At 70.9% G+C, this 22,312-nt stretch carries 22 protein-coding genes and 1 riboswitch; of the genes, 10 read left to right on the top strand and 12 right to left on the bottom strand.

All coding sequences use genetic code 11. From position 1 onward, the window contains the following. The first annotated feature begins 17 nt into the window (after nt 1-17). A complete protein-coding gene (locus AB0F04_RS14185) occupies nt 18-644 on the top strand; it encodes a helix-turn-helix domain-containing protein (protein WP_362041138.1) in 627 nt (208 codons plus the stop codon). A 7-nt stretch (nt 645-651) separates the two neighbouring features. Here the strand turns inward: AB0F04_RS14185 and AB0F04_RS14180 are convergent, their stop codons facing one another. The 4 genes from AB0F04_RS14180 to AB0F04_RS14165 all read right to left on the bottom strand — a co-directional run bounded on the left by AB0F04_RS14180 (nt 652) and on the right by AB0F04_RS14165 (nt 4,440). Continuing rightward, a complete protein-coding gene (locus tag AB0F04_RS14180; protein ID WP_362041137.1) occupies nt 652-1,455 on the bottom strand; it encodes a MerR family transcriptional regulator in 804 nt (267 codons plus the stop codon). After that, the gene (locus AB0F04_RS14175; protein WP_362041135.1) at nt 1,448-1,984 is read right to left on the bottom strand and encodes a VOC family protein; all 537 of its coding nucleotides are present in this window, start codon (nt 1,982-1,984) and stop codon (nt 1,448-1,450) included. Before AB0F04_RS14175 ends, AB0F04_RS14180 begins: the two co-directional genes overlap by 8 nt. Nucleotides 1,985-2,028: 44 nt before the next feature. Beyond that, a complete protein-coding gene (locus AB0F04_RS14170; protein WP_362041133.1) occupies nt 2,029-4,059 on the bottom strand; it encodes a hypothetical protein in 2,031 nt (676 codons plus the stop codon). Between the two features lie 135 nt (nt 4,060-4,194). Continuing rightward, complete coding sequence (locus AB0F04_RS14165; protein WP_362041130.1) at nt 4,195-4,440, bottom strand: hypothetical protein; 246 nt, start codon at nt 4,438-4,440, stop codon at nt 4,195-4,197. Nucleotides 4,441-4,554: 114 nt separating this feature from the next. Between AB0F04_RS14165 and AB0F04_RS14160 the strand changes: the two genes are divergently transcribed. The 4 genes from AB0F04_RS14160 (at nt 4,555) to AB0F04_RS14145 (ending at nt 7,409) form a co-directional block, all read left to right on the top strand. Further along, nucleotides 4,555-5,394, top strand: coding sequence for a helix-turn-helix transcriptional regulator (locus tag AB0F04_RS14160; RefSeq protein ID WP_362041128.1), 840 nt, complete (start codon nt 4,555-4,557; stop codon nt 5,392-5,394). Beyond that, entirely contained in the window at nt 5,378-5,569 is a 192-nt protein-coding gene (locus AB0F04_RS14155) for a DUF397 domain-containing protein (RefSeq protein WP_362041127.1), read from the top strand. Before AB0F04_RS14160 ends, AB0F04_RS14155 begins: the two co-directional genes overlap by 17 nt. A 253-nt stretch (nt 5,570-5,822) precedes the next feature. Further along, on the top strand, nt 5,823-6,629 hold the full coding sequence (locus tag AB0F04_RS14150; RefSeq protein ID WP_362041933.1) for a hypothetical protein: 807 nt from the start codon (nt 5,823-5,825) through the stop codon (nt 6,627-6,629). 210 nt (nt 6,630-6,839) lie between these two features. Further along, nucleotides 6,840-7,409: a hypothetical protein gene (locus AB0F04_RS14145; protein WP_362041125.1), complete on the top strand. Its 570-nt coding sequence runs from the start codon at nt 6,840-6,842 to the stop codon at nt 7,407-7,409. Between the two features lies 1 nt (nt 7,410). Here AB0F04_RS14145 and AB0F04_RS14140 read toward each other — a convergent pair whose 3' ends face one another. The 6 genes from AB0F04_RS14140 to thrC form a co-directional block, all read right to left on the bottom strand. Further along, nucleotides 7,411-8,970, bottom strand: a complete 1,560-nt coding sequence (locus tag AB0F04_RS14140; RefSeq protein WP_362041123.1) for a carboxylesterase family protein — start codon at nt 8,968-8,970, stop codon at nt 7,411-7,413. Nucleotides 8,971-9,064: 94 nt separating this feature from the next. Continuing rightward, entirely contained in the window at nt 9,065-10,186 is a 1,122-nt protein-coding gene (locus AB0F04_RS14135) for an NADH:flavin oxidoreductase (RefSeq protein ID WP_362041121.1), read from the bottom strand. A gap of 208 nt (nt 10,187-10,394) precedes the next feature. Next, entirely contained in the window at nt 10,395-12,017 is a 1,623-nt protein-coding gene (groL, locus tag AB0F04_RS14130; RefSeq protein ID WP_053672570.1) for a chaperonin GroEL, read from the bottom strand. 335 nt (nt 12,018-12,352) lie between these two features. Continuing rightward, nucleotides 12,353-12,556 (bottom strand): cold-shock protein, encoded by a 204-nt coding sequence (locus AB0F04_RS14125; RefSeq protein WP_010035953.1) that lies wholly within the window; start codon nt 12,554-12,556, stop codon nt 12,353-12,355. 445 nt (nt 12,557-13,001) lie between these two features. Beyond that, nucleotides 13,002-13,277: a MoaD/ThiS family protein gene (locus AB0F04_RS14120; protein WP_003991133.1), complete on the bottom strand. Its 276-nt coding sequence runs from the start codon at nt 13,275-13,277 to the stop codon at nt 13,002-13,004. Nucleotides 13,278-13,379: 102 nt separating this feature from the next. Continuing rightward, nucleotides 13,380-14,666 (bottom strand): threonine synthase, encoded by a 1,287-nt coding sequence (gene thrC / locus AB0F04_RS14115; RefSeq protein ID WP_362041117.1) that lies wholly within the window; start codon nt 14,664-14,666, stop codon nt 13,380-13,382. A gap of 18 nt (nt 14,667-14,684) precedes the next feature. Continuing rightward, a riboswitch (SAM riboswitch) is annotated at nt 14,685-14,841 on the bottom strand. Between the two features lie 180 nt (nt 14,842-15,021). Here thrC and AB0F04_RS14110 point away from each other — a divergent pair. From AB0F04_RS14110 to otsB, 3 genes are all read left to right on the top strand, one after another. Next, entirely contained in the window at nt 15,022-15,966 is a 945-nt protein-coding gene (locus AB0F04_RS14110; protein ID WP_362041116.1) for a glucosyl-3-phosphoglycerate synthase, read from the top strand. A 73-nt stretch (nt 15,967-16,039) separates the two neighbouring features. Next, a complete protein-coding gene (locus tag AB0F04_RS14105) occupies nt 16,040-17,428 on the top strand; it encodes a trehalose-6-phosphate synthase (RefSeq protein WP_362041113.1) in 1,389 nt (462 codons plus the stop codon). A gap of 7 nt (nt 17,429-17,435) precedes the next feature. After that, nucleotides 17,436-18,347 (top strand): trehalose-phosphatase, encoded by a 912-nt coding sequence (gene otsB / locus AB0F04_RS14100; RefSeq protein WP_362041111.1) that lies wholly within the window; start codon nt 17,436-17,438, stop codon nt 18,345-18,347. A gap of 82 nt (nt 18,348-18,429) precedes the next feature. Here the strand turns inward: otsB and AB0F04_RS14095 are convergent, their stop codons facing one another. Further along, nucleotides 18,430-18,675: a DUF3263 domain-containing protein gene (locus AB0F04_RS14095; RefSeq protein WP_362041108.1), complete on the bottom strand. Its 246-nt coding sequence runs from the start codon at nt 18,673-18,675 to the stop codon at nt 18,430-18,432. A gap of 40 nt (nt 18,676-18,715) precedes the next feature. Then, on the bottom strand, nt 18,716-19,969 hold the full coding sequence (locus AB0F04_RS14090; protein WP_362041105.1) for an extracellular solute-binding protein: 1,254 nt from the start codon (nt 19,967-19,969) through the stop codon (nt 18,716-18,718). 129 nt (nt 19,970-20,098) lie between these two features. Between AB0F04_RS14090 and AB0F04_RS14085 the strand changes: the two genes are divergently transcribed. After that, nucleotides 20,099-21,040 (top strand): ROK family protein, encoded by a 942-nt coding sequence (locus AB0F04_RS14085; protein WP_362041103.1) that lies wholly within the window; start codon nt 20,099-20,101, stop codon nt 21,038-21,040. A gap of 80 nt (nt 21,041-21,120) precedes the next feature. Then, nucleotides 21,121-22,251 (top strand): N-acetylglucosamine-6-phosphate deacetylase, encoded by a 1,131-nt coding sequence (gene nagA / locus AB0F04_RS14080; protein WP_362041101.1) that lies wholly within the window; start codon nt 21,121-21,123, stop codon nt 22,249-22,251. Nucleotides 22,252-22,312 lie beyond the last annotated feature (61 nt).

The following is a 22,312-nucleotide window of genomic DNA, read 5'->3' as shown; positions in this document are numbered from 1 at the left end:
ACGGGCACGCTGACCCCATGGCGGGTGTCAAGGGACAGGTGCAGAGGCGTGGCGTGGAGCGCCGCCGCGCCATGGTCGACGCGGCGATCGAGCTGTTCTCGCGCCAGGGGGTCCGCGGCACCGGGGTGGCCGCCGTCGCCGAGCGCGCCGGCGTCACCCCGTCCGCTCTCATCCACCACTTCGGCAGCAAGGACGCTCTCGTGCGAGCCGTGCTGGAGGAGGCGGACCGGCGCGCCCTGGAACGGCTGTCCATCCCGTCGGACGCGGAACCCACCCTGGACGAGGCGTTCGACTGGTTCATCCGGGACGCCGAGCACACCGCCGCCACCGAACGGGACCTGGCCGCCCTGCACACCACCCTCACGGCGGAGAACCTGGATCCCGGATCCGTGCTGCACACCTGGTTCCGGGACCGCGGCCGGGCCCTGCGCACGCACCTGGCCTCCCTGTTCACGCGCGCCATGGCCGACGGTTCCGCGCGCACGGAACTGAACCCGGCCGTCCTGGCCGCCGAGACGGCCGCGTTCCTCGAAGGGGCCCACCTGCTCTGGCTGCTGGACCCGGAGCACGTCGACCTGACCTCCGTGCACCGCAGTTACTTCGAGGGTCTGGCGTCCCGGCTCCGGCCCGCGTCGGCGTCCTAGCCGTGCCTCACTGCCAGGCAGCGGTGTCCGGGTCGATGCCGTGGGACCGGGCGTCGGCGTCGACGATCCGGCGGAACCACGCGGCGAGGCCGGGGCGGATGCCGTCGTAGTGGGCGGTGAAACCCGGGTCGTCCTCGTACATGCGCCACAGGCAGACCTGCATCTGCCGGGTGAGGGGGAAGTACGCGGTGAACACCTCGCGTTGCCGCTCGACGAGCCGGTGCGCCTGCGGACTGCCCGCGGTGACACCGGCGTCCATCGCCTCCCCGAGGGCCCGGTCGAGGGCCGCCACCGTGTCGGCGACGGCCTGCCACTCCTCCGGACTCCGGGAGGCCGAGCGTTCGGCGTACTGCTGCCATTGCACCGTGTGCCCGTAGCGCTGACGGGCTTGCACCGGCCAGTCCGGGTCCCACTCGGGGCCGAAGATCGCGGCCTGCTGCTCGACGGTCAGCAGCACGCCCCGCTCATGGGCGTCGAGCATCCGGTCCAGTCCGGCGCTGAGCCGCTGGAGCCGCTCGATCCGTTCGGCGACCTGGGCCTGCTGCGCCCGCAACGCGCCCGGCACGTCCACGGTCGGGTCGTCCAGGACGGCCCCGATCCGGTCCAGGCCGAGTCCGATCTCCCGGTAGACGACGATGCGGTGCAGGCGTTCCAGGTCACCGGCGGTGTAGAGCCGGTAGCCGGCGGCCGTGCGCAGGGACGGACGCGCCAGCCCGATCTCGTCCCAGTGGTGCAGCGCGCGGACCGTCACGCCCAGCCGCGCCGAGACCTGACCGACGGTCAGTCCATCGGTGTCGGGGTCGTCAGGCATGCCCCCCATTGTCACCGCGACCGGCGTCCGAAGGGGTGATGCCGACTGCTGCAAGGTCCTTCGCCTCCTGACTGTCCGGGTCGAACGGCTTGGCCGCGGTGAACACGATCCGCGCGTTCTCGGGCGTGATCACCTCCACGTCGCGGGTGGTCCAGGGAGTGTCCCGGGGGCCGTCGACCGAGTCCGGCCGCAGCGCACGACAGGACTCGACGAGGGAGTCGACCTCGCCGAGCACGCACGCGAAGCTGACGCTCATCGCCGGTGCCTGCTCGGGAACGCTCTCCGCCGAGACGAGGAGGACGTCCTGGAACGCCCACCGGCGCAGGTGCGTCAACGTGCCGGGAATGCTGAACAGTTCGAAGAACCCGAGCCCGCGGACCCAGAAGTCCACCGAAGCCGCCAGATCGCTCGTGGGGATCGTCACGAACGCGGGCATGCCGTAGATGCCGCGGAACGGCTCCGGCGCGACGGCGTCAGGACCGGGCGGGGGCACAGGGCTCATCTCGAACGCGTTGTAGTAGTCGCTCATGCACCCCACCCTCCGGCCTCACGCGGCGTGAGGGTCAAGCCCGATCAGCCGGAGAGCTGGAGGAGCACCTCCTCCTCGTCCGCGTGCCTTTCCTCCTGTTCTTCCAACGCCCTGTCGGCCAGGGCGTTGACCGCCGCGTTGAAGCGCTCCATCGAGGTGGGGCGGTCCGGGCCCAGGACGTACTCCTTGAGGGTCCGGCGCTCGGGTGCCATCGGGTCGTGCCGCGGCTCGCGTACCGAGTCGAGGATCTCCGGCAGCCGGTCGCAGTCCCGGTCGAGGAGGTAAGCGCCCCCGGCGGTGGTGTACGCGGCCCGGAACGCCTCGTCGCTCAGGCCGTTCGCGTTGGTCAGGACGTACGGTTTGAGGCTCGCCACGAAGTCCGCCACCACGGACGACACATCGCTGACGAGGATGTCCGCCTGGTCGAAGCACGCGTACAGCGTGGGCAGTTGCCGAGTGATCACCTGGTGCCGGGCGGGGCCCCGGCTCTCCCAGAAGATCCGGTGCCAGGCGGCACGCAGCTCGCGCCACTCCGCCTCCCCCTCCAGGCCGGCCACCCGGGCCTCGCGCGTCTGCTGCGCGTCGTCACCCCTGAGCCGCCCCGACAACTCGCCGAGCCGGGCCTGGATCTCGGCGAGCCGCGGCCGGGCGGCGGCCATAGCGGCCTCGGCCTCCCGTGCGTCGCGCCGCTCGTTGTCGGCGCGCAGCAGCTCCCGGACGGCCCGGTCCGCCTCGGCCGCCCCACGCGAGCGCTTCCCGGTGAGGGGGTGCGGCTTGTAGAGGACCCGTACGTTCTCGGCGAGCAGCTTCTCGACCAGCCGCACGCCCATCGGGATCAGCGACGTGTGGCAGTCGTCGTCGCTCCAGCCCTCCCAGGTCGGCGCGTACAGCACGGTCGGCAGCGGCCCCGGCACATGGTCGGCGTGCAGCCGGATCGACGACAGCTGCGGGCGGCCCACCTCGACGATCGCCGAGTCGCTGATCGCGTGCCGCACCCGCTGGTAGCGGTCCCGCCCGGCCCGCCCGGCCACCCAGATCTCGTCGTACACCTTGCTGACCCGGTTGCTGCTGGCGAGCTTGTCGCTGTCGCCGTGCCCGATGAACACGTGCTTGGCCTCGGCGACGCGCAGCATGTGCACGTTCTTGCCCGCGTTGCCCGGGTAGAGCACCACCCGCAGTTCGGGCAGCTCCAGCTGCGCCACGTCGTCGGCCTTCGGCACGCACACGACCGGGATCGACGTACGGCCGAGGTAACGGAACGAGGCCCGCTCCCGCAGGATGATCAGCGGCCGCCGGTCGAGCTGCTCCAGCGTCTCGATCCACATGTTGACCTGGTACATGAAGTCCCGGGACACGGACGCGAAACTGAAGTACAGCGCCACCTCCGGCCGGTAGCCGGCGAGTTGGCGGTTCACCTCGGCGATCACCTCGTCACCCGACGGCATCCGGCGGGCCCGGCGCAGCTGTCCCAGCAGCGCCGCGACGGCTGCGGCCGCGAGCCCGGCGGTGAGTGCGAAACCGATGCCCGCGGGCTCCCAGGCCCCCGCCGCGAGCGCGACGAGCAGACCCGCGTGGGCGGGCAGGTCCAGGTGCAGCAGCTTGCGCAGGAACCGCCGGTAGAGAAGAGCGGGCGGGGGCGTCGGTATGCCCGCCCCGCTCATGTCGAGGTTGCGCACGACGACCGGCAGGATGCGCCGCCGCCGGATGGCGTGATGCACCGCCGTGTACAGCACCACCAGCGTGAAGTGGGCACTGAGCACGGCCAGCGCGGCCACCAGCACCGCGTCCGGCGCGTCCATGCGCTCGGCCAGGGCCAGCAGCATCACCGTCCGCACGGCGAACCGCAGCGTGCGGGTCAGCTGCAGCGCGGCCAGCCGCCGCACGAAAGCGGGTGAGCGGGTGTGCAGCACCTCGTCGGCGGCGTACGTCACCGCCGAGGCGGCGGCGAAGCCCCACAGCGACGGAAGCAGCGCGAAGACGGGCAGCGCGGCGAATCCGGCGGCGAACAGGAACACGAGCAGAAGGTCGGTCTTCCCACGCACACGCAGGACACCGCACAGCCAACGGAACGTCATAAGACAGGATTCCTCTGGGGAAAGGATGTGTTTTCCGGAGTGGCGAGCGGTGGGGCGAACGCCGGTGTATGCGCGATACGCCTGTTCGACGGCGGTGAAGGGCGAATGGTTGTACATCTACCGTTGGCCATTACTTCACCGTGACTTCGTCTCCTGGTTGACCTGCCGCACACGGGCCCGCAGGGTCTCCCTCACGGGCAGCGAGCGCAGCACCTCGGTCAGGTGCTCGGCCGTCCGTACGTTGCACCGCCCCAGATCGACCAGGGCGAACGGCTCGTCACTCGCCCCGGTCACGGGGTCGACGCCCAGCGACGGCAGCACGACCCCGACTCCGGCGAGGGCGTCCCGCAGCGATTGCACGATCTCTTCGGTCGAACACACTTCCTTCTACCTCCACGCTGAGTTCTCGGTTCACCACACAGCGTGGCCGAAGTGCCCCTAGCCTGGCCAGATACGGCGGTCCAACAACCCGATCTGTTCGACAGGGAGTTGCCCATGCCCGGCTCCAGGGATCTCGACCCGTCCTCCTCCCCGCGGGCCCTCCTGGGCGCGGAACTTCGTCACGCCCGCGAGAAGGCCGGCCTGAGCCAGGAGGAACTGGGCCAGCGGCTGTTCGTGAGCGGGTCGTTCATCGGGCAGTTGGAGGCGGGGACGCGGAGGTTGCAGGCGGAGTACGCGCGGTTGCTGGATGAGGAGTTGGGGGCGGGGGACTTCTTTCAGCGGAACTGTGGGGCTGCGGCGAAGTCGAAGTATCCGGAGCACTTTGCGGAGGCGGCGGAGGCGGAGGCGGCAGCTGCGGAGATCAGGCAGTTCGCGCCGCTCCTCATTCCCGGACTGCTACAGACCCCTGCGTACGCACGGGCGGTGTTCCGCGCCTACCGGCCTACAGCACCGGAGGAGGTGATCGAGGAGTTGGTGACCGCCCGGATGGACAGGGCCCGCATCCTCGACGATCCAACAAGCCCGTTGTTGTGGATGGTGATTGACGAGGCTGCACTGCGGAGGGAGACCGGTGGGCGAGAGATCATGGCAGGAGCGCTACGCCATGTCACGGCCCTGATCCACAGGAACCGGATCATCGTGCAGGTGCTGCCGTTCGGCGCGGGAGCCCACGCGTCGATGGAGGGCTCCATGAAGCTGATGGATTTCGAGGACGCGCCTCCGTTGCTCTACTTCGAAGGAGTCGGCACGGGACGGCTGGAGGACGACCCGGCAACCGTCCACCATCAGCGGCGCACCTTCCAGCTCCTCACCGCCTGCGCCCTCTCCCCGGGCGGATCCCTGGCTCTCATCGAAGACATCGCGCAGGATTACGGCCATGAGGAACACGCCTGAGTGGTACAAGTCCAGCTACAGCGGCGGCAGCGGCGGCGACTGCCTGGAAATAGCCGACGGCCACCGCTCCCTCATCCCCGTTCGCGACTCCAAGAACCCCGAAGGCCCGAAGCTCGTGTTCCGCGCCACCGCCTGGACCACATTCGTCGAGAACCTCAAGGACGAGACAGCCTGAGCTTCGGGACCCGGGCTTCGAGCCCTCTTTTCAAGGAATGGGTGGTGGGCTTCAACCCACCCTCCCACCCGGTGGGTTGACGCGGAGCATCCGACTTGCCACGGACAGTCACGCGCGTCTAACGTTCCCTGCACAAAAGCAACAGCCCCCGCCCGGTGCGCCAACACCTGCGGGGGCTTAACCAACGAGATCGAAAGCAGTCGATCCCATGGCTGACGCCAACTTTAGTGCTGCCTCCCCGTCCGCGCACCCCATGGCGGGCCCGGGCTACGGCAAACGCACGACCCCCGGCCAACCCTCGCGCACGAACCACGACTTCGCCCACCTCTCACCCCGCGAAGCCGCCATCGCCACGTACCTCGACCGGCTCCCCGACGGCGCCGACATCTCCGTGAAAACGCTGGCCAAACACCTCCCCTACGGCCAGTGCGCCCTCGGCACCGCCCTCAACCGCATCCAGCAGGCGGGCCACCTGCGCCGGGGCCGGGAGTGCATCACGGCCGACGACGGCAGCTCCCGGTGGATCACCCGTTCGTGGTGGTCCCGCACCGCACGGGATGACGACTGGTGGACCGCCTTCACCCGCGGCGACGTACCGCAACAGCCGGCACGCCCCACCCGCTCCCGCGCCCACGTCCTCCTGGCCGCCCTCGGCCGCACCGCACCCGTCCTGACCCTCTCCGAGGCGGACTGCGCGACCCTCGCCCCACTCGTGACGGGCTGGTTCGAACGGGGCGCCTCGGAGGACGACGTCCTGCGTGCGCTCACGGCCGGCCTGCCGACGCCCGTCCACCACCCCGCCGGCCTGGTCCGCAACCGCCTGACCGGCAAACTCCCGCCTCCACCCGCCCCACGTCCGCCTCTCCGAGTCCTGGAGTGCTCGAACTGCGGCGCCCCGGGCCGCCCGGAAACCCTGCCAGGGGGGCGTTGCAGCACCTGCCGGGGCGAACGCGCCCCCGCGCAACCCTCCGCACCACTGCCCGCCCCCGCAGTCCACGAGCACGCGGCCCAGATCCGCACTGCGATGCACCAGCGACGAGAAGAGAGGACACATACATGACGGCTCCTACCGGTTCCCTCATGGCCGTGGAGATCTCCTCATCGACCGCGACAACCACACCCTCACCGTCTTCAGCGAGCCGAGAGACGGTCGCTACCGGCAGGTCACGCCACACCCCTGGGGCGCCACCGTCGAGCTCCCCGCCCCCGTCGACATCACCCTGGACACCGGGAAACTCAAGGACTACTCCGACTGAGGACAATGGGCACCATGAACCACGCTCAGCTCACCGCCCTGGGCCGTGCCCTCCGTGTCATCGGCGAGCACGGCGAGGCCCTCACCTCCGACACCCCGGACGGCAAACTGCACGAGGTCAAGGCCGACCTGAAGCGCGCGCTGGACCTGCTGGAGGACAGCGTCACCACGGCCGCGCCCAGCACACGCTGCCCCGAGCACCCGAACGGCCCGGTCGACGAGGCCGCCCCCGACCTGTGCCTGCTGTGCGAGACGCGGCGCAGGGCGGCCCGCCGGGCCGAGTTCAACGGGCCCACCCCCCAGCAGCAGCCCACCGAGCCCGCACCGTCCCGCTACGGCGTGCGCGGCGACCGCCCCCAGCCCCAGCAGCGCTGGCTGGCGGAGCTGTGGAACGGCCAGGCCTGGCAGCTGTGCGGCACCCCGCGCCGGGACCGCCGCGAGGCGGAGCTGTTCATCGCCGCCCAGCGCAAGGCACCCCGGGCCGCCATGGCGTACCGGCTGGTGCACGAGTTCACCGACTACGAGGTGCTGCGGGTGTGGGGGACGCCGATGCGGGTCGACATCGAACCCATGGGCAACCTGTAGGTCATGCCAGCAGCGGCAGGGGCCGGAACTCGTGCCCCTCCCACAGCCGCCGCGACGCCTCCTCCGGGTACGCCCGCACCTCCGGCTCCGCATCCAGCACCTGCACCAGCCGCCGCTCGTCGTCGTACGCCGGCCAGCCCGGGTCGCCCGAACGCGCGAAGGACGTCCAGGACGCGCGGAAGCGGGACGACAGCGACAGCGCCTCGGCGGACGGCTCCGTGCCCGCGAAGAGCAGCAGCCCCAGGTCCGCCCCGAACGTGCCGAACAGCAGCGGGATGTCCAGGGCGTGGCAGGCGCCGAGCGCGCCGCCGTTGCCCGGGGCGGGCCAGGTCAGTTCGTAGAGGTGCGCGCGTCCGCCGCCCGCCCGCTGCGCCCGGGCGAGGTGCAAGGTGGGCATGCTGAACAGCCAGTCCGTCTGGACACGTTCATAGAGCTCCGAAGGGGAGGACTCCGGGAAGGCCGCGCGGTAGGCCTGCTCACCGTCGGGGCCGGGGGCGAAGAGACGGAGGGCCGAGGCCGCCCGCTCCTGGCTGATCTGCCCGAGTTGGCCGGCCATGGCGACGAACAGCCGGTACTCGTCGCGGTTGTGGCCGACGAGCAGTTCCACGTCCTTCGCCGCACCGGCCGCCAGCGCCTGCCACGGCGTGGCCGGCAGCACCTCGCCGTCGACCACCGGAGAGAACGGCGTGACCGTCGGCGCCGCCTGGCCCCAGCGGTCGGTGTACTGGGGCATCTTGAGACCCAGCGCCTCGCCCGCCGAGGTCAGCTCGCGCGGGGCGATCGTCGACAGGTCGGCGACCGTGGGGCGCAGGCCCACCTCGGCGGCGAGGGCCGTGCCGATGTCGCGGGCCAGGGCGTCGGAGAAGAACGTCCCCGGCACGCTCTGCGCGATCGCCCGCCGGAACAGACCGGCGGCCCGGGGCATGCAGAGCAGTGCGGCGACCGAACCGGCGCCGGCCGATTCGCCGAAGACCGTGACCTGGCCGGGGTCGCCGCCGAAGGACGCGATGTTGTCCCGCACCCATTCCAGGGCGGCCACCTGGTCGAGCAGGCCGCGGTTGGCGGGCGCTCCCTCGATGTGGGCGAAGCCCTCCATGCCGACGCGGTAGTTGAGGGACACGACGACCACGTCACCGTCGGTCGCGATGTGCCGGGCGTCGTAGCCGGGGCTGCCGGCGTGGCCGAACTTGTAGGCCCCGCCGTAGATCCACACCAGCACGGGGCGGTGGGCCGCCGGGTCGGGCTCGGGGGTCCAGACGTTGACCGTGAGCCAGTCGTCACCCTGGGGCACGTCGATCAGACCCGGACCGCCCATCAGGCCGAGGTCCTGCGGGGGCGGCGGGCCGAAGGCGTGTGCGTCGCGTATGCCGTCCCAGGCGGGGGCGGGCCGCGGGGCCTGGAAGCGGGCCTCGCCCACCGGCGGCGCGGCGAAGGGGATGCCGCGGAAGACGGCGAGGCCCTCCTCGTTCCGTCCGCGTAACGCACCGGCGGTGGTGCGCACCACGGGGCCGGGCTGCTCTGAGGGGCCGCCCGGCGAGGGGCGGGAGTCGGTCGTCGTCATCTGCGGGGTCTCCTCAAGGGGTGCCGGTGAACAAACGTCCGATCAGTCTCCTTGATCGGCGCAGGCCGATCCAGACACCCCGTCCGGAGGGAGGTCAGCTGAGGGTCTTCAGCGCCGCCGGGTCGTACGCGGCCAGTTCCTCGAAGCGGCCGTCCAGCACCTTGCGCGCCCACTCGGGGTCCTGGAGCAGGGCGCGGCCGACGGCGACCATGTCGAACTCGTCGCGCTCGAAGCGGTCGAGGAGGTTGTCGAGGTCGCCGACCTCGGCGCTCTCGCCCTGGAAGGACTTGAGGAAGTCGGTACCGTCCAGGCCGACGGAGCCGACGGTGATGGTGGGCTTGCCGGTGAGCTTCTTGGTCCAGCCGGCCAGGTTGAGGTCCGAGTCGTCGAACTCGGGGACCCAGTAGCGGCGGGTGGAGGCGTGGAAGGCGTCGACACCGGCGGCGGCCAGCGGCGCGAGGATGGACTCCAGTTCCTCCGGCGTCTCGGCGAGGCGGGCGCGGTAGGCCTCCTGCTTCCACTGGGAGAAGCGGAAGATGACGGGGAAGTCGGCGGAGACGGTCTCGCGGACGGCCGCGACGATCTCCTCGGAGAGCTTGGCGCGGGCGACGCGGTCGCCGCCGTAGGCGTCGGTGCGGCGGTTGGTGCCCTCCCAGAGGAACTGGTCGAGCAGGTAGCCGTGGGCGCCGTGCAGTTCGACACCGTCGAAGCCGATGCGCTCGGCGGCGGCAGCGGCCTCGGCGAACGCGCCGATCACGGCGTCGATGTCGGCCTGGGTCATGGCCTTGCCGGTGGGCTCGTCGGCGCCGATGCGCAGGCCGGAGGGGCCGACGGCCGGGGCGTCGGCGAACGGGGGCTCGCCCTGGTTGCGGACCATGCCGATGTGCCACAGCTGCGGCACGATCGTGCCGCCGGCGGCGTGCACCGCCTCGGCGACCTTCGCCCAGCCGGCGAGCTGCTCGTCACCGTGGAACCGCGGCACGCTGTCGCTCTGCCCGGCCGACTCGTGGCCGACGTAGGTGCCCTCGGTGACGATCAGGCCGACTCCTCCGGCGGCGCGGCGCGCGTAGTACGACACGACGTCCTCGCCGGGGACGCCGCCCGGGGAGAACATGCGGGTCATGGGCGCCATCGCGATCCGGTTCGGAACGGTCAGGCCGCCCAGCGTTACGGGCCGGGACAGGATTTCGGCGGCGCGGGAAGCGGCGACGGTCACGGGGGTCTCCTTGGGATACCGGACAGTGCACGCATACCGGTCAGTATGTGCACACGCATAGGACCTAGTGTTCAACCACCCGGTCCGGTCGCGCCATCCCGCCCCCGCTGTGATCCCGCACACGCCGGAGGGCGGCACCCCCTGCCGGAACAGGGAGTGCCGCCCTCGGTAAGGACGTTGATCAACCCGGGAGATTCCCAGGGGTCGATCAGAAGTCCATGTCACCGCCCGGCATGCCGCCGCCGGCGGGCGCGGCGGCCTTCTCCGGCTTGTCGGCGATGACGGCCTCGGTGGTGAGGAACAGCGCGGCGATGGAGGCGGCGTTCTGCAGGGCGGAACGGGTCACCTTCGCCGGGTCGATGATGCCCTCGGCGATCATGTCGACGTACTCACCGGTCGCGGCGTTCAGGCCGTGGCCGACGGTGAGGTTGCGGACCTTCTCCACGACGACGCCGCCCTCGAGACCACCGTTGACGGCGATCTGCTTCAGCGGGGCCTCCAGCGCGAGCTTCACGGCGTTGGCGCCGGTCGCCTCGTCACCGTCGAGCTCCAGCTTCTCGAAGACCTGGGAGGCCTGCAGCAGGGCCACGCCACCACCGGCGACGATGCCCTCCTCGACGGCCGCCTTGGCGTTGCGCACGGCGTCCTCGATGCGGTGCTTGCGCTCCTTGAGCTCCACCTCGGTGGCGGCACCGGCCTTGATGACCGCGACACCGCCGGCGAGCTTCGCCAGGCGCTCCTGCAGCTTCTCGCGGTCGTAGTCCGAGTCGCTGTTCTCGATCTCGGCGCGGATCTGGTTGACGCGGCCCTGGACCTGGTCGGCCGAGCCGGCACCGTCGACGATGGTGGTCTCGTCCTTGGTGATGACGACCTTGCGGGCCTTGCCCAGCAGGTCGAGCGTGGCGTTCTCCAGCTTGAGGCCGACCTCCTCGGAGATCACCTCGCCGCCGGTGAGGATGCCGATGTCCTGCAGCATCGCCTTGCGGCGGTCGCCGAAGCCCGGGGCCTTGACGGCGACGGACTTGAAGGTGCCGCGGATCTTGTTGACGACCAGGGTCGACAGGGCCTCGCCCTCGACGTCCTCGGCGATGATCAGCAGCGGCTTGCCGGACTGCATGACCTTCTCGAGGAGCGGCAGCAGGTCCTTGACGTTGCTGATCTTCGAGTTGGCGATCAGGATGTACGGGTCGTCGAGGACGGCCTCCATACGCTCCATGTCGGTGGCGAAGTACGCCGAGATGTAGCCCTTGTCGAAGCGCATACCCTCGGTGAGCTCCAGCTCCAGACCGAAGGTCTGGGACTCCTCGACGGTGATGACGCCTTCCTTGCCGACCTTGTCCATGGCCTCGGCGATGAGCTCGCCGATCTGGGTGTCGGCGGCGGAGATGGAGGCCGTGGAGGCGATCTGCTCCTTGGTCTCGACGTCCTTCGCCTGCTCCAGCAGGGCGGCGGAGACGGCCTCGACGGCACGCTCGATACCCCGCTTGAGGGCCATCGGGTTGGCGCCGGCGGCTACGTTGCGCAGACCCTCCTTGACCAGGGCCTGGGCGAGAACGGTCGCGGTGGTCGTACCGTCACCGGCGACGTCGTCCGTCTTCTTGGCGACTTCCTTGACCAGCTCGGCGCCGATCTTCTCGTACGGGTCCTCGAGCTCGATCTCCTTGGCGATGGAGACACCATCGTTGGTGATCGTGGGCGCGCCCCACTTCTTCTCGAGGACGACGTTGCGGCCCTTGGGGCCGAGCGTCACCTTGACGGCGTCCGCGAGCTGGTTCATGCCGCGCTCGAGGCCGCGCCGCGCCTCCTCGTCGAACGCGATGATCTTGGCCATGTGAAGTGGTCCCTCCAGGACTGGGGGTGATGACTCCGGACCGCGCCCGCGCCCGCGACGGACGGCTCGCTTGCCTCGTGGGTTCCTTCCCCACCCGGCCTGCGGGCCTCACCGACCCGGTCCTTACGTTGTCACTCTCACCTTCAGAGTGCTAACGCAATGATTAGCACTCGGGCATGGCGAGTGCAAGCGCCTCCCGGGGATCGGGCGGTCACGTCAGCCCCCGGCGAACACCCCCGGCATGCGCTTCGAGCAGGCCGAAGGGCCCGCACCCCCCGGGGGGTGCGGGCCCTTCTCAGAAGACCGGTCGCTTGAGCGTTGGTCGTGGTGCGCGTTCAGGCAGAGACGCGAACCATGTCGGCCTGCGGTCCCTTCTGACCCTGCGAGATCTCGAACTCGACCCGCTGGCCCTCTTCAAGGGTGCGGTAGCCGTCCATCTGAATCGCGCTGTAGTGGACGAAAACATCCGCACCACCGTCGACCGCGATGAAGCCGTACCCCTTCTCCGCGTTGAACCACTTGACGGTGCCCTGAGCCATGCCTAACTCCCCTATTACTGGCCCTTGCACAGATCCACACTTCGCGGATCCGGGTCAGACCTCACCCCCCACGGTTGGGGGCGTGCGCCGGAACGCGTCGACCGCGGCTGAATGTATCTGTCCAACTGCCGTCTGCAACAGGTCAATCGGACGAGAAATCTGGACGCGCAGGGTCCGGAATGTGGGGAGAATTCGCCCGAATTCAGGGCAAGTCGGGCCACACAAAGGGAACAAAAGCCGCAAAAGACATACACACTTTGGCTACATCTTGTCGGGCTCGTAGCGGGAATTCAGGGTTCCGATCAGGGAATCGGGGCCGCGTTCCCCAACTGTACCCCGCTCAACCACACAGAATTGCCCCCTCCGCTTCTCTCACGGAGGGGGCAATTCGATAAACTCTCAGTGACGGTCGTTACCGAAGGTAACAACCAGCCGACCGACCGGTTCAGCCGCCGGCGACGGCGGGAATGATCGACACACCGGCACCGTCCGGCGTCGCCGTCTCCAGACCCTGCTCGAACCGCACGTCGTCGTCGTTGACGTAGACGTTGACGAACCGCCGCAGCTTGCCCTGGTCGTCCAGCACGCGGGCGGCGATCCCGGTGTGGTTCTTCTCCAGATCGGCGATGACCTCCCCGAGGTTCGCGCCCTCGGCGGCGACCTCGGCCTGCCCGCCGGTGTAGGTACGCAGGATGGTGGGGATCCGAACGGTGACGCTCATCGGGATATGACCTCCGGTTTCGATTGAGCTACGGCTGGGGCGCGTCCTCAGGGGCGCGGGGAACTGCGCGACCAGCCCCCACCGGCCCGCAGCGAACGACGATCAGACGAGCCCGGCCTCACGGAACGAGTCCAGGTTGGGCCGGATGGTCGCGGTCAGCCCGGTCCCGGCCACCGCATCCAGCGTCTTGAGGCCGTCTCCGGTGTTGAGCACGACGGTGGTCTTGGAGGTGTCGAGAGCCCCGCTCTCGATCAACTTCTTCGTCACCCCCACCGTCACCCCACCGGCGGTCTCCGCGAACACACCCTCGGTCCGCGCCAGCAGCTTGATCGCCTCGACGACCTGCTCGTCCGTCACGTCCTCCACCGCACCGCCGGTCCGCCGCGCGATGTCCAGCACGTACGGCCCGTCCGCCGGGTTGCCGATGGCGAGGGACTTGGCGATGGTGTCCGGCTTCTGCGGGCGCACCACGTCGTGCCCGGCCTTGAACGCCGTGGACACCGGCGAACAGCCGAGCGCCTGCGCGCCGAAGATCTTGTACGGCTTGTCCTCGACCAGACCGAGCTTGATCAGCTCCTGCAGACCCTTGTCGATCTTCGTGAGCTGGGAACCGGAGGCGATCGGCACCACGAGCTGGTCCGGCAGCCGCCAGCCGAGCTGCTCACAGATCTCGTACGCCAGGGTCTTGGAACCCTCCGCGTAGTACGGCCGCAGGTTGACGTTGACGAAGCCCCAGCCCTCACCGGCCGGGTCGCCGATCAGCTCGGAGCAGAAGCGGTTCACGTCGTCGTAGTTGCCCTCGATGCCGACGAGCTCGCCGCCGTAGATCGCTGCCATGACGACCTTGCCCTGCTCCAGGTCGTGCGGGATGAACACGCAGGAGCGGAAGCCGGCGCGGGCGGCGGCGGCCCCCACGGCGCCGGCGAGGTTGCCGGTGGAGGAGCAGGAGAGCGTGGTGAAGCCGAAGGCGCGGGCGGCCTCCAGGGCCTGGGCGACGACACGGTCCTTGAAGGAGTGCGTCGGGTTGCCGGAGTCGTCCTTCACGAACAGCTTCCCGGCGTCGACACCCAGCTCACGCGCGAGGTTGTCGGCCTTGACCAGCGCGGTCCAGCCCGGGTTGATGTTCGGCTTGTCCGCCACGTCGGCCGGGACGGGCAGCAGCGGGGCGTAGCGCCAGATGTTCGCGGGACCCGCTTCGATGCGCTTGCGGAGCTCTTCGGTGTCGTAGGCCGAGAAGTCGTAGGCGATCTCCAGCGGGCCGAAACACTCCTCGCACGCGAAGACCGGGCCGAGGGGCACGCGGTGGCCGCACTCGCGGCAGCTGAGCGCGGCGGCGGGGCCGAGGTCTACGGTGGATTCAGTGGTGCTTGCAACAGTCTGCGCAGCCATGTGAGGCGAGGCCCTTTCTCCTCATCTTCCTCACGACGCATCTCGCCGTGAGACGGATTTGGCACCTTCCCGAGCCGGGAGCCTCGCGCGTGTGGTCGCCAGTGACCTACGAGTACCGACTGGAGGGTTGCCGGGGCTTCATCGGGCCGTTTCCCTCTGCCCCTCTGGATGAGCTGTATGTGGTTGTAGGCGGCGGGTGACCCCGGACATGTGATGGTCATCCGCGTTGTTCAAGACTGTAACCGACGACCAGGAGAGTTGAGATAGTCGTCCGAACCGCGAGATGACTGCATCCGTCAGCCGCTACCGCGGCGGGCAGTCCGTCCCGCCGAGAGCACGCAAAGGAGCCGCCACGGTGCTGGAAGAAGTCGAGCGCTGGCTGAGCACCCGTTCCTGGTCAGCGAACGAGCGCCCGCTCCACCAGATCCTCGCCGCCAAGCAGCGCACGGGCCGGTCGGTCAGTGTCGTGCTGCCCGCGCTGAACGAGGAGGAGACGGTCGGCGACATCGCCGCCGTCATCCGCCATGACCTGATGCTGCAGGTCCCGCTCGTCGATGAGCTGGTCGTCGTCGACTCGGGGTCGACCGACCGCACCTCCGAGGTGGCCGCCGCCGCGGGCGCGCGGGTGGTGCACCGGGACGAGATCCTCCCCCGCCTGCCCGCCGTGCCCGGCAAGGGCGAGGTGCTGTGGCGCTCACTGCTCGTCACCCGCGGGGACATCGTCTGCTTCGTCGACGCGGACCTGAGGGACTTCTCGTCCGACTTCGTCTCGGGGATCGTGGGCCCCCTGCTCACGGACCCGGACGTGGACCTGGTGAAGGCCATGTACGACCGCCCCCTCGGCGGTGCCGCCGGGCAGGGCGGCCGGGTCACCGAGCTGATGGCCCGCCCGCTGCTCAACATGCACTGGCCCCAGCTGGCCGGCTTCGTGCAGCCGCTCGGCGGCGAGTACGCGGCCCGCCGCTCACTGCTGGAGCAGCTGCCGTTCCCCGTCGGGTACGGCGTGGAGCTGGGCATGCTGGTGGACGCCCTGCACCTGGTGGGCCTGGACGCCCTCGCCCAGGTGGACGTGGGGGTGCGCAAGCACCGGCACCAGGACGGGCAGGCGCTGGGCCGGATGGCCGCCGCGATCTACCGCACCGCCCAGCTGCGGCTGGCCCGCGGGCATCTGATCCGGCCGTCCCTGACCCAGTTCGAGCGGGGGGCGGACGGCTTCGAGCCGCGGACTCACTCCGTGGACACCGAGGAGCGCCCGCCGATGGTGGAGATCGCCGAGTACCAGGCGCGGAAGGCGGCCTGACCGGGGCCCTTTTCGGCCGGGTGCGGCAGATCCGCACGTTTGAGCGTTCGGGGGCCGGGCTAGGTTGAGGCTTATGTCTTCGACGTACGGTGCTGCACAGGTGCTGGTGGCCTCCAACCGTGGCCCGGTCTCGTACACGGTGGGTGAGGACGGTTCGCTGGACGCCAAGCGGGGCGGCGGCGGGCTGGTGTCCGGGCTCTCCGCGATCGGCTCGGACGCGGACGCGCTGTGGGTGTGCTCGGCGCTCTCCGACGGTGACCGGGAGGCGGTGCGGCGCGGCGTCGGCGAGGACGGCGTGCGGATGCTGGACATCCCGGCCGACGTGCACGCCGACGCGTACAACGGCATCGCCAACTCGGTCCTGTGGTTCGTGCACCACATGCTCTACCAGACGCCGCTGGAGCCCGTCTTCGACGCGGAGTTCCGGCGGCAGTGGGCGTCCTACGAGGCCTACAACCGGGCGTTCGCCGAGGCGCTGGCGGAAGAGGCCGCGCAGGGCGCGGCGGTCGTGGTGCAGGACTACCACCTGACGCTGGTGCCGGGCATGCTCCGCGAGCTGCGGCCCGACCTGCGCATCGGGCACTTCTCGCACACGCCGTGGGCGCCGCCGGAGTACTTCCGGATGCTGCCGGACGACGTGGCCGGGCAGGTGCTGCGCGGCATGCTCGGCGCGGACCGGCTGGGCTTCCTCACCGAGCGCTGGGCGGAGGCGTTCACCGCGTGCGCCGAGCGGTTCGCGGGCGGGCTCGGCGGCACCAGGGTCGGCGTGCACGGCCTCGGCGCCGACGCGGACTTCCTGCGCGCGCGCTCCCACGAGCCGGACGTCGAGGAGCGGATCGCCGCGCTGCGCGAGGAGATCGGCGAGGGCCGCCGCACCATCGTCCGGGTGGACCGCACCGAACTGTCCAAGAACATCGTGCGCGGCCTGCTGGCCTACCGCCGGCTGCTGGAGACCCACGCCGAGTGGCGCGAGCGGGTGACGCACGTCGCCTTCGCCTACCCCTCCCGGCAGGACCTCGCGGTGTACCGGGACTACACGGCCGAGGTGCAGCGGCTGGCGGACGAGATCAACGCCGAGTACGGCACGCCGGGCTGGAAGCCGGTCGTGCTGCACGTCAAGGACGACTTCGCCCGCTCCCTGGCCGCCTACCGGCTCGCCGACGTGGCCCTGGTCAACCCCATCCGCGACGGCATGAACCTCGTCGCCAAGGAGGTCCCGGTCGTCTCCGACGCGGGCTGCGCGCTGGTGCTGTCGCAGGAGGCCGGGGCGCACGAGGAGCTGGGCGAGGACGCGATCACGGTGAACCCCTACGACGTGACGGGCACGGCGGCGGCCCTGCACGAGGCGCTGTCGATGCGCCCGGAGGAACGCGCCGAACGCACCAAGCGCCTGGCCGCGGCGGCGACGGCCCTGCCACCGGCCCGGTGGTTCCTGGACCAGCTCGACGCGCTGAGGGGCTGAGGACCGGATGAGCAGCCAGAGGGGCGTGTCGAGCCGGGGCCCGGCGAACGAGTCGCCGGCCGCGCAGCGCGGGCGGGGCGGCCTGCCCGGGCCCGACGCGGCGGCCCTCCCCACCCCCGCCACCCAGGCCGGTCAGGACGGTCTCGCCGCTCTCCTCGCGCAGCCCGGGAAGGCACTGATCGCCCTGGACTTCGACGGGACGCTCGCGCCGATCGTGGCCGACCCCGAGCAGGCCCGGGCCCACCCGCAGGCCCTGGGCGCGCTGACGGCGCTCGCCCCGAAGGTCGCCGCCATCGCGGTGATCACCGGCCGCCCCGCCGAGGTCGCCGTGCGCAACGGCGGCTTCGCGAACGCGCCGGGCCTGGAGCACCTCGTCGTCCTCGGGCACTACGGGGCCGAGCGGTGGGACGCCCGCAGCGGCGAGGTCACCGCACCCGACCCGCACCCGGGCGTCGACGCGGTCCGCGCCGAACTGCCCGGGCTGCTCGAAGGCAGCGGGACCTGGGTGGAGGACAAGGGCCGGGCGGTGGCCGTGCACACCCGCCGGGCCGCCGACCCGCAGGGCGCCTTCGAGGCCCTGCGCGAGCCGCTCACCGGCCTGGCGACCCGGCACGGGCTGATCGTCGAGCCCGGCCGCATGGTCCTCGAACTGCGCCCGCCCGGCATGGACAAGGGCGCCGCCCTCACCGGGTTCGCGCGAGAGATCGGCGCCGGCTCGGTCCTCTACGGCGGCGACGACCTGGGCGACCTGCCCGCCTACTCGGCCGTCGACACCCTCCGCACGACCGGCACCCCGGGCCTGCTGGTGTGCAGCGGCAGCGACGAGGTGACCGAACTCAGGGAGCGCGCGGACGTGGTGGTGGACGGCCCGGAGGGTGTCGTGGGGCTGCTGAGGGCCCTGGCTCACCAGATCGGCTGAAGGACACGTACCTCCAGGGGCGCGGGGAACTGCGCGAACAACCCCCACGCACCCGCAGCCCGCGACGGCCAGGAATCCCCACTCACCGCTCGGACCGACGCCGCTCCCGAACCCGCCGCAGCCGATTGACCGTCACCGGATCGTGTGCCAAGGCCCGCGCGTCGTCCAGCAGCGCATTGAGCAGCTGGTAATACCGCACAGGCGCGAGCCCCAGCTCCTCCCGTATGGCCCGTTCCTTCACGCCGGGCCCGGAGAAGCCCCGGCGTTCGAGCGCGAGAATGTCCCGCTCCCGGCGCCCGAGCCCCTGCTCACCCGTCTCCTCGTCCATACCCGGCACCGTAACGCCCGCCACCGACAGCACAGCGGAGCTACTCCCCGCTCTCCGCCCGGGTCGCCGCCACCTGGATGCCGCCGAGGACACCCGAGGGGCTGCCACCGGGCGCGACGGCCTTGCCGATGCGCTGCTTGACCTGTGCACTGACGTCGGCCCAGGAGGTCTTGCCGACCGGATAGAGCTCGGAGGCCAGCAGCTCCTCCAGGAACGGCTTGAGGTGCCGGTCCTCCTCGGACGCGGCCATGGTGCCGGACGCGGAGGAGGTCACCGGCAGCAGGTCGTACTCGCGGGAGAAGGCCAGCACGTTCTTCTCGCTGTACACGAAGTCGAGGAAGTCGCCCACCTGGTCGCGGTGGCCGTTCTTGCGGAACGCGGTCATCCAGTCGGAGACGCCGAGCGTCGACCTGCTCGGCCCCTCGTGTCCCGGCGTGGGCACCATCCCGTACTTCACCCCGCCCTTGGCGGCGATCCTCATCAGCGACGGGTGGCCGTCGAGCATGCCGACCTGGCCCTTGGCGAAGGCGGCGAACGCCGCGGCCCGGTTGAGCCGGCCCGGCGCGACCGGCCCGGTCAGGCCCTTGCCGACCAGGTCCTCCTTCAGCCAGGAGAAGGTGTCGATGTTCTGCGGGGAGTCGATGGCGTAGCTGTCGACGCTGTCGGTGTAGCCGCCCCCGCCGCTGAGCATCCACTGCATGGTCTCGGCCTGCGCCTCCTCCGGACCGAGGGGCAGCGCGTACGGGTACTTCACACCCTCCGCCTTGAGCGCCTCGGCGCCGGCGGCCAGGTCCTTCCAGGACTCGGGCGGGGTGATGCCGGCCTTGGCGAAGAGGGTCTTGTTGTAGAAGAGCACGCGCGTGGAGGCGGCGAACGGCATCCCGTACTGCACGCCCTTCACCTGGCCCGCGGAGGCCAGCTGTCCGACGAAGTCGGCCTGCACGGGTATGGAGAGCAGGTCGTCGGCCTTGTAGAGCTGGTTCTTCGCCGCGTAGTCCGCGTACGCGCCGATCTGCGCCATGTCCGGCGGGTCACCGGCGGCGACCATCTCACGGACCTTGCGGTCGACGTCGTTCCAGGAGTACACGCTGACGTCGACCTTGACGTCGGGGTGGCCGGCCTCGTACTCCTCGGCCAGCTTGTCCCAGTACTTCTTCGAGCTGTTGGCCGCGTTGTCGCCGTAGTCGGCGGCGACCAGTTTCAGGGTCACGTCGGACGAGCCGCCCGTGAGGCCGCAGCCGCCGAGGACCGCCGTCATGCCCAGTGCGGACACCACCGCGATCGTTCCTGCCATTCGCCGCTGCACCGCTGTTCTTCCCCAACCCCGGCATCTGAGCCGCCGACACATTTCGATATCCGGAACAAGGTCTACACCACGTGAGTGGACTAGACCTCTCGCGGGTCCCCGGGTCACACTGTTCCCGTGAGACATGTCATCGCCCTCGACGTGGGCGGCACCGGGATGAAGGCCGCTCTGGCCGGGCCGGGCGGCGAGGTGCTGCACCGGGCCCGCCGGGCCACCGGACGCGCCCAGGGGCCGGACGCCGTCGTCGCGGGAATCCTCGACTTCGCCGCCGAGCTGCACGCGTACGGCACCGAGCACTTCGGCACGCCCGCCTGCGCAGCCGGCGTGGCCGTTCCCGGCATCGTCGACGAGGCGCGGGGCGTCGCCGCCTACGCGGCCAACCTCGGCTGGCGCGACGTCCCGCTGCGCGACCTGCTGGCGCAGCGGCTGGACGTCCCCGTCGCCCTCGGGCACGACGTGCGCACCGGCGGCCTCGCCGAGGGCCGGGTCGGTGCGGGCCGGGGCGCGGACCGGTTCCTGTTCGTGGCCCTGGGCACCGGCATCGCGGGCGCCATCGGCGTCGACGGCCGGGTCGAGGCGGGTGCGCACGGCTTCGCGGGCGAGATCGGGCACATCGTCGTACGCCCCGGCGGGACGCCCTGCCCGTGCGGACAGCGCGGCTGCCTGGAGCGCTTCGCCTCGGCGGCGGCCGTGAGCGAGGCCTGGGCCGCGGCCTGCGGCGAGCCGGGCGCGGACGCGGCGGACTGCGCGAAGGCGGTGGACTCCGGCGACCCGAGGGCCGAGGCGGTCTGGCAGCAGGCCGTGGCCGCCCTGGCCGACGGCCTGGTCACGGCCCTGACCCTGCTGGACCCCCGCACCCTGATCATCGGCGGCGGCCTGGCGGAGGCGGGGGAAACCCTCTTCACGCCGCTGAGGGAGGCCATCCGGCAGCGGATCACCTTCCAGAAACAGCCGTCGCTCGTCCCCGCGGCGCTGGGCGACGGCGCCGGATGCCTGGGGGCGGGCCTACTGGCCTGGGATCTTCTGGCATCGACCAACCGCATGGAGGTAACGCCCTGATGGCATCCCCCCAAGGGGCGCGGGGAACTGCGCGACCAGCCACGACGCCCCCGCACCCCGCCACATCGGGAGCCCCCACTGTGCTCACCGGCGCGACCGTGGTCCTCCCCACCGGAACCGCCGAAAACGGCCAGGTGGCCATCGAGGGCACCCGCATCACCCCGCGGGCCCCCGAAAACGCCCACGTCATCGACGTAACCGGCCACTACGTCATCCCCGGCTTCGTCGACCTGCACAACCACGGCGGCGGCGGAGCCTCCTTCACCTCCGGCTCGGTCGACGACATCCTCAAGGGCATCCACACCCACCGACTGCACGGCACGACCACCCTGGTCGCCTCCACCGTCACCGGCGACATGGACTTCCTCACCCGCCGCGCCGGCCTGCTGAGCGAACTCGCCGAGCAGGGCGAGATCGCCGGTGTCCACTTCGAGGGCCCGTTCATCTCCCCCTGCCGCAAGGGCGCCCACTCCGAGGCCCTCCTGCGCGACCCGCACCCCGGGGACGTCCGCAAGCTGATCGACGCGGCCCGGGGCCAGGCCAGGATGCTCACGCTGGCCACCGAACTCCCCGGCGGCCTGGACTCCGTACGCCTCCTCGCCGACCACGGCGTGATCGCGGCGATCGGCCACACGGACGCCACCTACGAGCAGACGGTGGAGGCCATCGACGCGGGCGCCACGGTCGCCACGCACCTCTTCAACGCGATGCCGCCCCTCGGCCACCGCTCCCCCGGCCCGATCGCCGCGCTGCTGGAGGACGAGCGGATCACGGTCGAGCTGATCAACGACGGCACGCACCTGCACCCCGCCGCGCTGCGGCTGGCGTTCCACCACGCGGGGGCGGACCGGGTCGCGTTCATCACGGACGCGATGGACGCGGCCGGTTTCGGCGACGGACGGTACTGGCTGGGCCCGCTGGAGGTGGAGGTCGCGGACGGTGTGGCCCGGCTCGTGGAGGACGGCACGATCGCCGGCTCGACCCTCACGCAGGACCGCGCCTTCAAGCGGGCGGTCACCGTCGACGGACTGTCCGTCGAGGAGGCGGTGACGGCCCTGTCCGCCAATCCGGCCCGGCTGCTCGGCCTGGACGACACGATCGGCTCACTGGAGCCCGGAAAACACGCCGACCTGCTGATCCTCGACTCCGCGTACGAGTTGAAGGGCGTGATGCGACGGGGCGAGTGGGTGGTCGGTCCCCAACTGGGCTGATCCGTCCCGTAGTCGGGAGACGGTGGCCGACTCCAGGACTGGGCCGACCGCCGTCTCGTTT

Source organism: Streptomyces sp. NPDC029041, assembly GCF_040637515.1.
Classification (GTDB): domain Bacteria; phylum Actinomycetota; class Actinomycetes; order Streptomycetales; family Streptomycetaceae; genus Streptomyces.
Note: the sequence above shows the minus strand (reverse complement) of the source record. Positions and strands in the feature narration are given on the sequence as shown.

Excerpts from the sequence above, each read along its gene's own strand:
- AB0F04_RS14185 (WP_362041138.1), top strand. The coding sequence starts at position 18 with ATGGCGGGTGTCAAGGGACAGGTGCAGAGGCGTGGCGTGGAGCGCCGC.
- AB0F04_RS14180 (WP_362041137.1), bottom strand. The coding sequence starts at position 1,455 with ATGCCTGACGACCCCGACACCGATGGACTGACCGTCGGTCAGGTCTCG.
- AB0F04_RS14175 (WP_362041135.1), bottom strand. The coding sequence starts at position 1,984 with ATGAGCGACTACTACAACGCGTTCGAGATGAGCCCTGTGCCCCCGCCC.
- AB0F04_RS14170 (WP_362041133.1), bottom strand. The coding sequence starts at position 4,059 with ATGACGTTCCGTTGGCTGTGCGGTGTCCTGCGTGTGCGTGGGAAGACC.
- AB0F04_RS14160 (WP_362041128.1), top strand. The coding sequence starts at position 4,555 with ATGCCCGGCTCCAGGGATCTCGACCCGTCCTCCTCCCCGCGGGCCCTC.
- AB0F04_RS14155 (WP_362041127.1), top strand. The coding sequence starts at position 5,378 with ATGAGGAACACGCCTGAGTGGTACAAGTCCAGCTACAGCGGCGGCAGC.
- AB0F04_RS14150 (WP_362041933.1), top strand. The coding sequence starts at position 5,823 with ATGGCGGGCCCGGGCTACGGCAAACGCACGACCCCCGGCCAACCCTCG.
- AB0F04_RS14145 (WP_362041125.1), top strand. The coding sequence starts at position 6,840 with ATGAACCACGCTCAGCTCACCGCCCTGGGCCGTGCCCTCCGTGTCATC.
- AB0F04_RS14140 (WP_362041123.1), bottom strand. The coding sequence starts at position 8,970 with ATGACGACGACCGACTCCCGCCCCTCGCCGGGCGGCCCCTCAGAGCAG.
- groL (WP_053672570.1), bottom strand. The coding sequence starts at position 12,017 with ATGGCCAAGATCATCGCGTTCGACGAGGAGGCGCGGCGCGGCCTCGAG.
- AB0F04_RS14125 (WP_010035953.1), bottom strand. The coding sequence starts at position 12,556 with ATGGCTCAGGGCACCGTCAAGTGGTTCAACGCGGAGAAGGGGTACGGC.
- AB0F04_RS14120 (WP_003991133.1), bottom strand. The coding sequence starts at position 13,277 with ATGAGCGTCACCGTTCGGATCCCCACCATCCTGCGTACCTACACCGGC.
- thrC (WP_362041117.1), bottom strand. The coding sequence starts at position 14,666 with ATGGCTGCGCAGACTGTTGCAAGCACCACTGAATCCACCGTAGACCTC.
- AB0F04_RS14105 (WP_362041113.1), top strand. The coding sequence starts at position 16,040 with ATGTCTTCGACGTACGGTGCTGCACAGGTGCTGGTGGCCTCCAACCGT.
- otsB (WP_362041111.1), top strand. The coding sequence starts at position 17,436 with ATGAGCAGCCAGAGGGGCGTGTCGAGCCGGGGCCCGGCGAACGAGTCG.
- AB0F04_RS14095 (WP_362041108.1), bottom strand. The coding sequence starts at position 18,675 with ATGGACGAGGAGACGGGTGAGCAGGGGCTCGGGCGCCGGGAGCGGGAC.
- AB0F04_RS14090 (WP_362041105.1), bottom strand. The coding sequence starts at position 19,969 with ATGGCAGGAACGATCGCGGTGGTGTCCGCACTGGGCATGACGGCGGTC.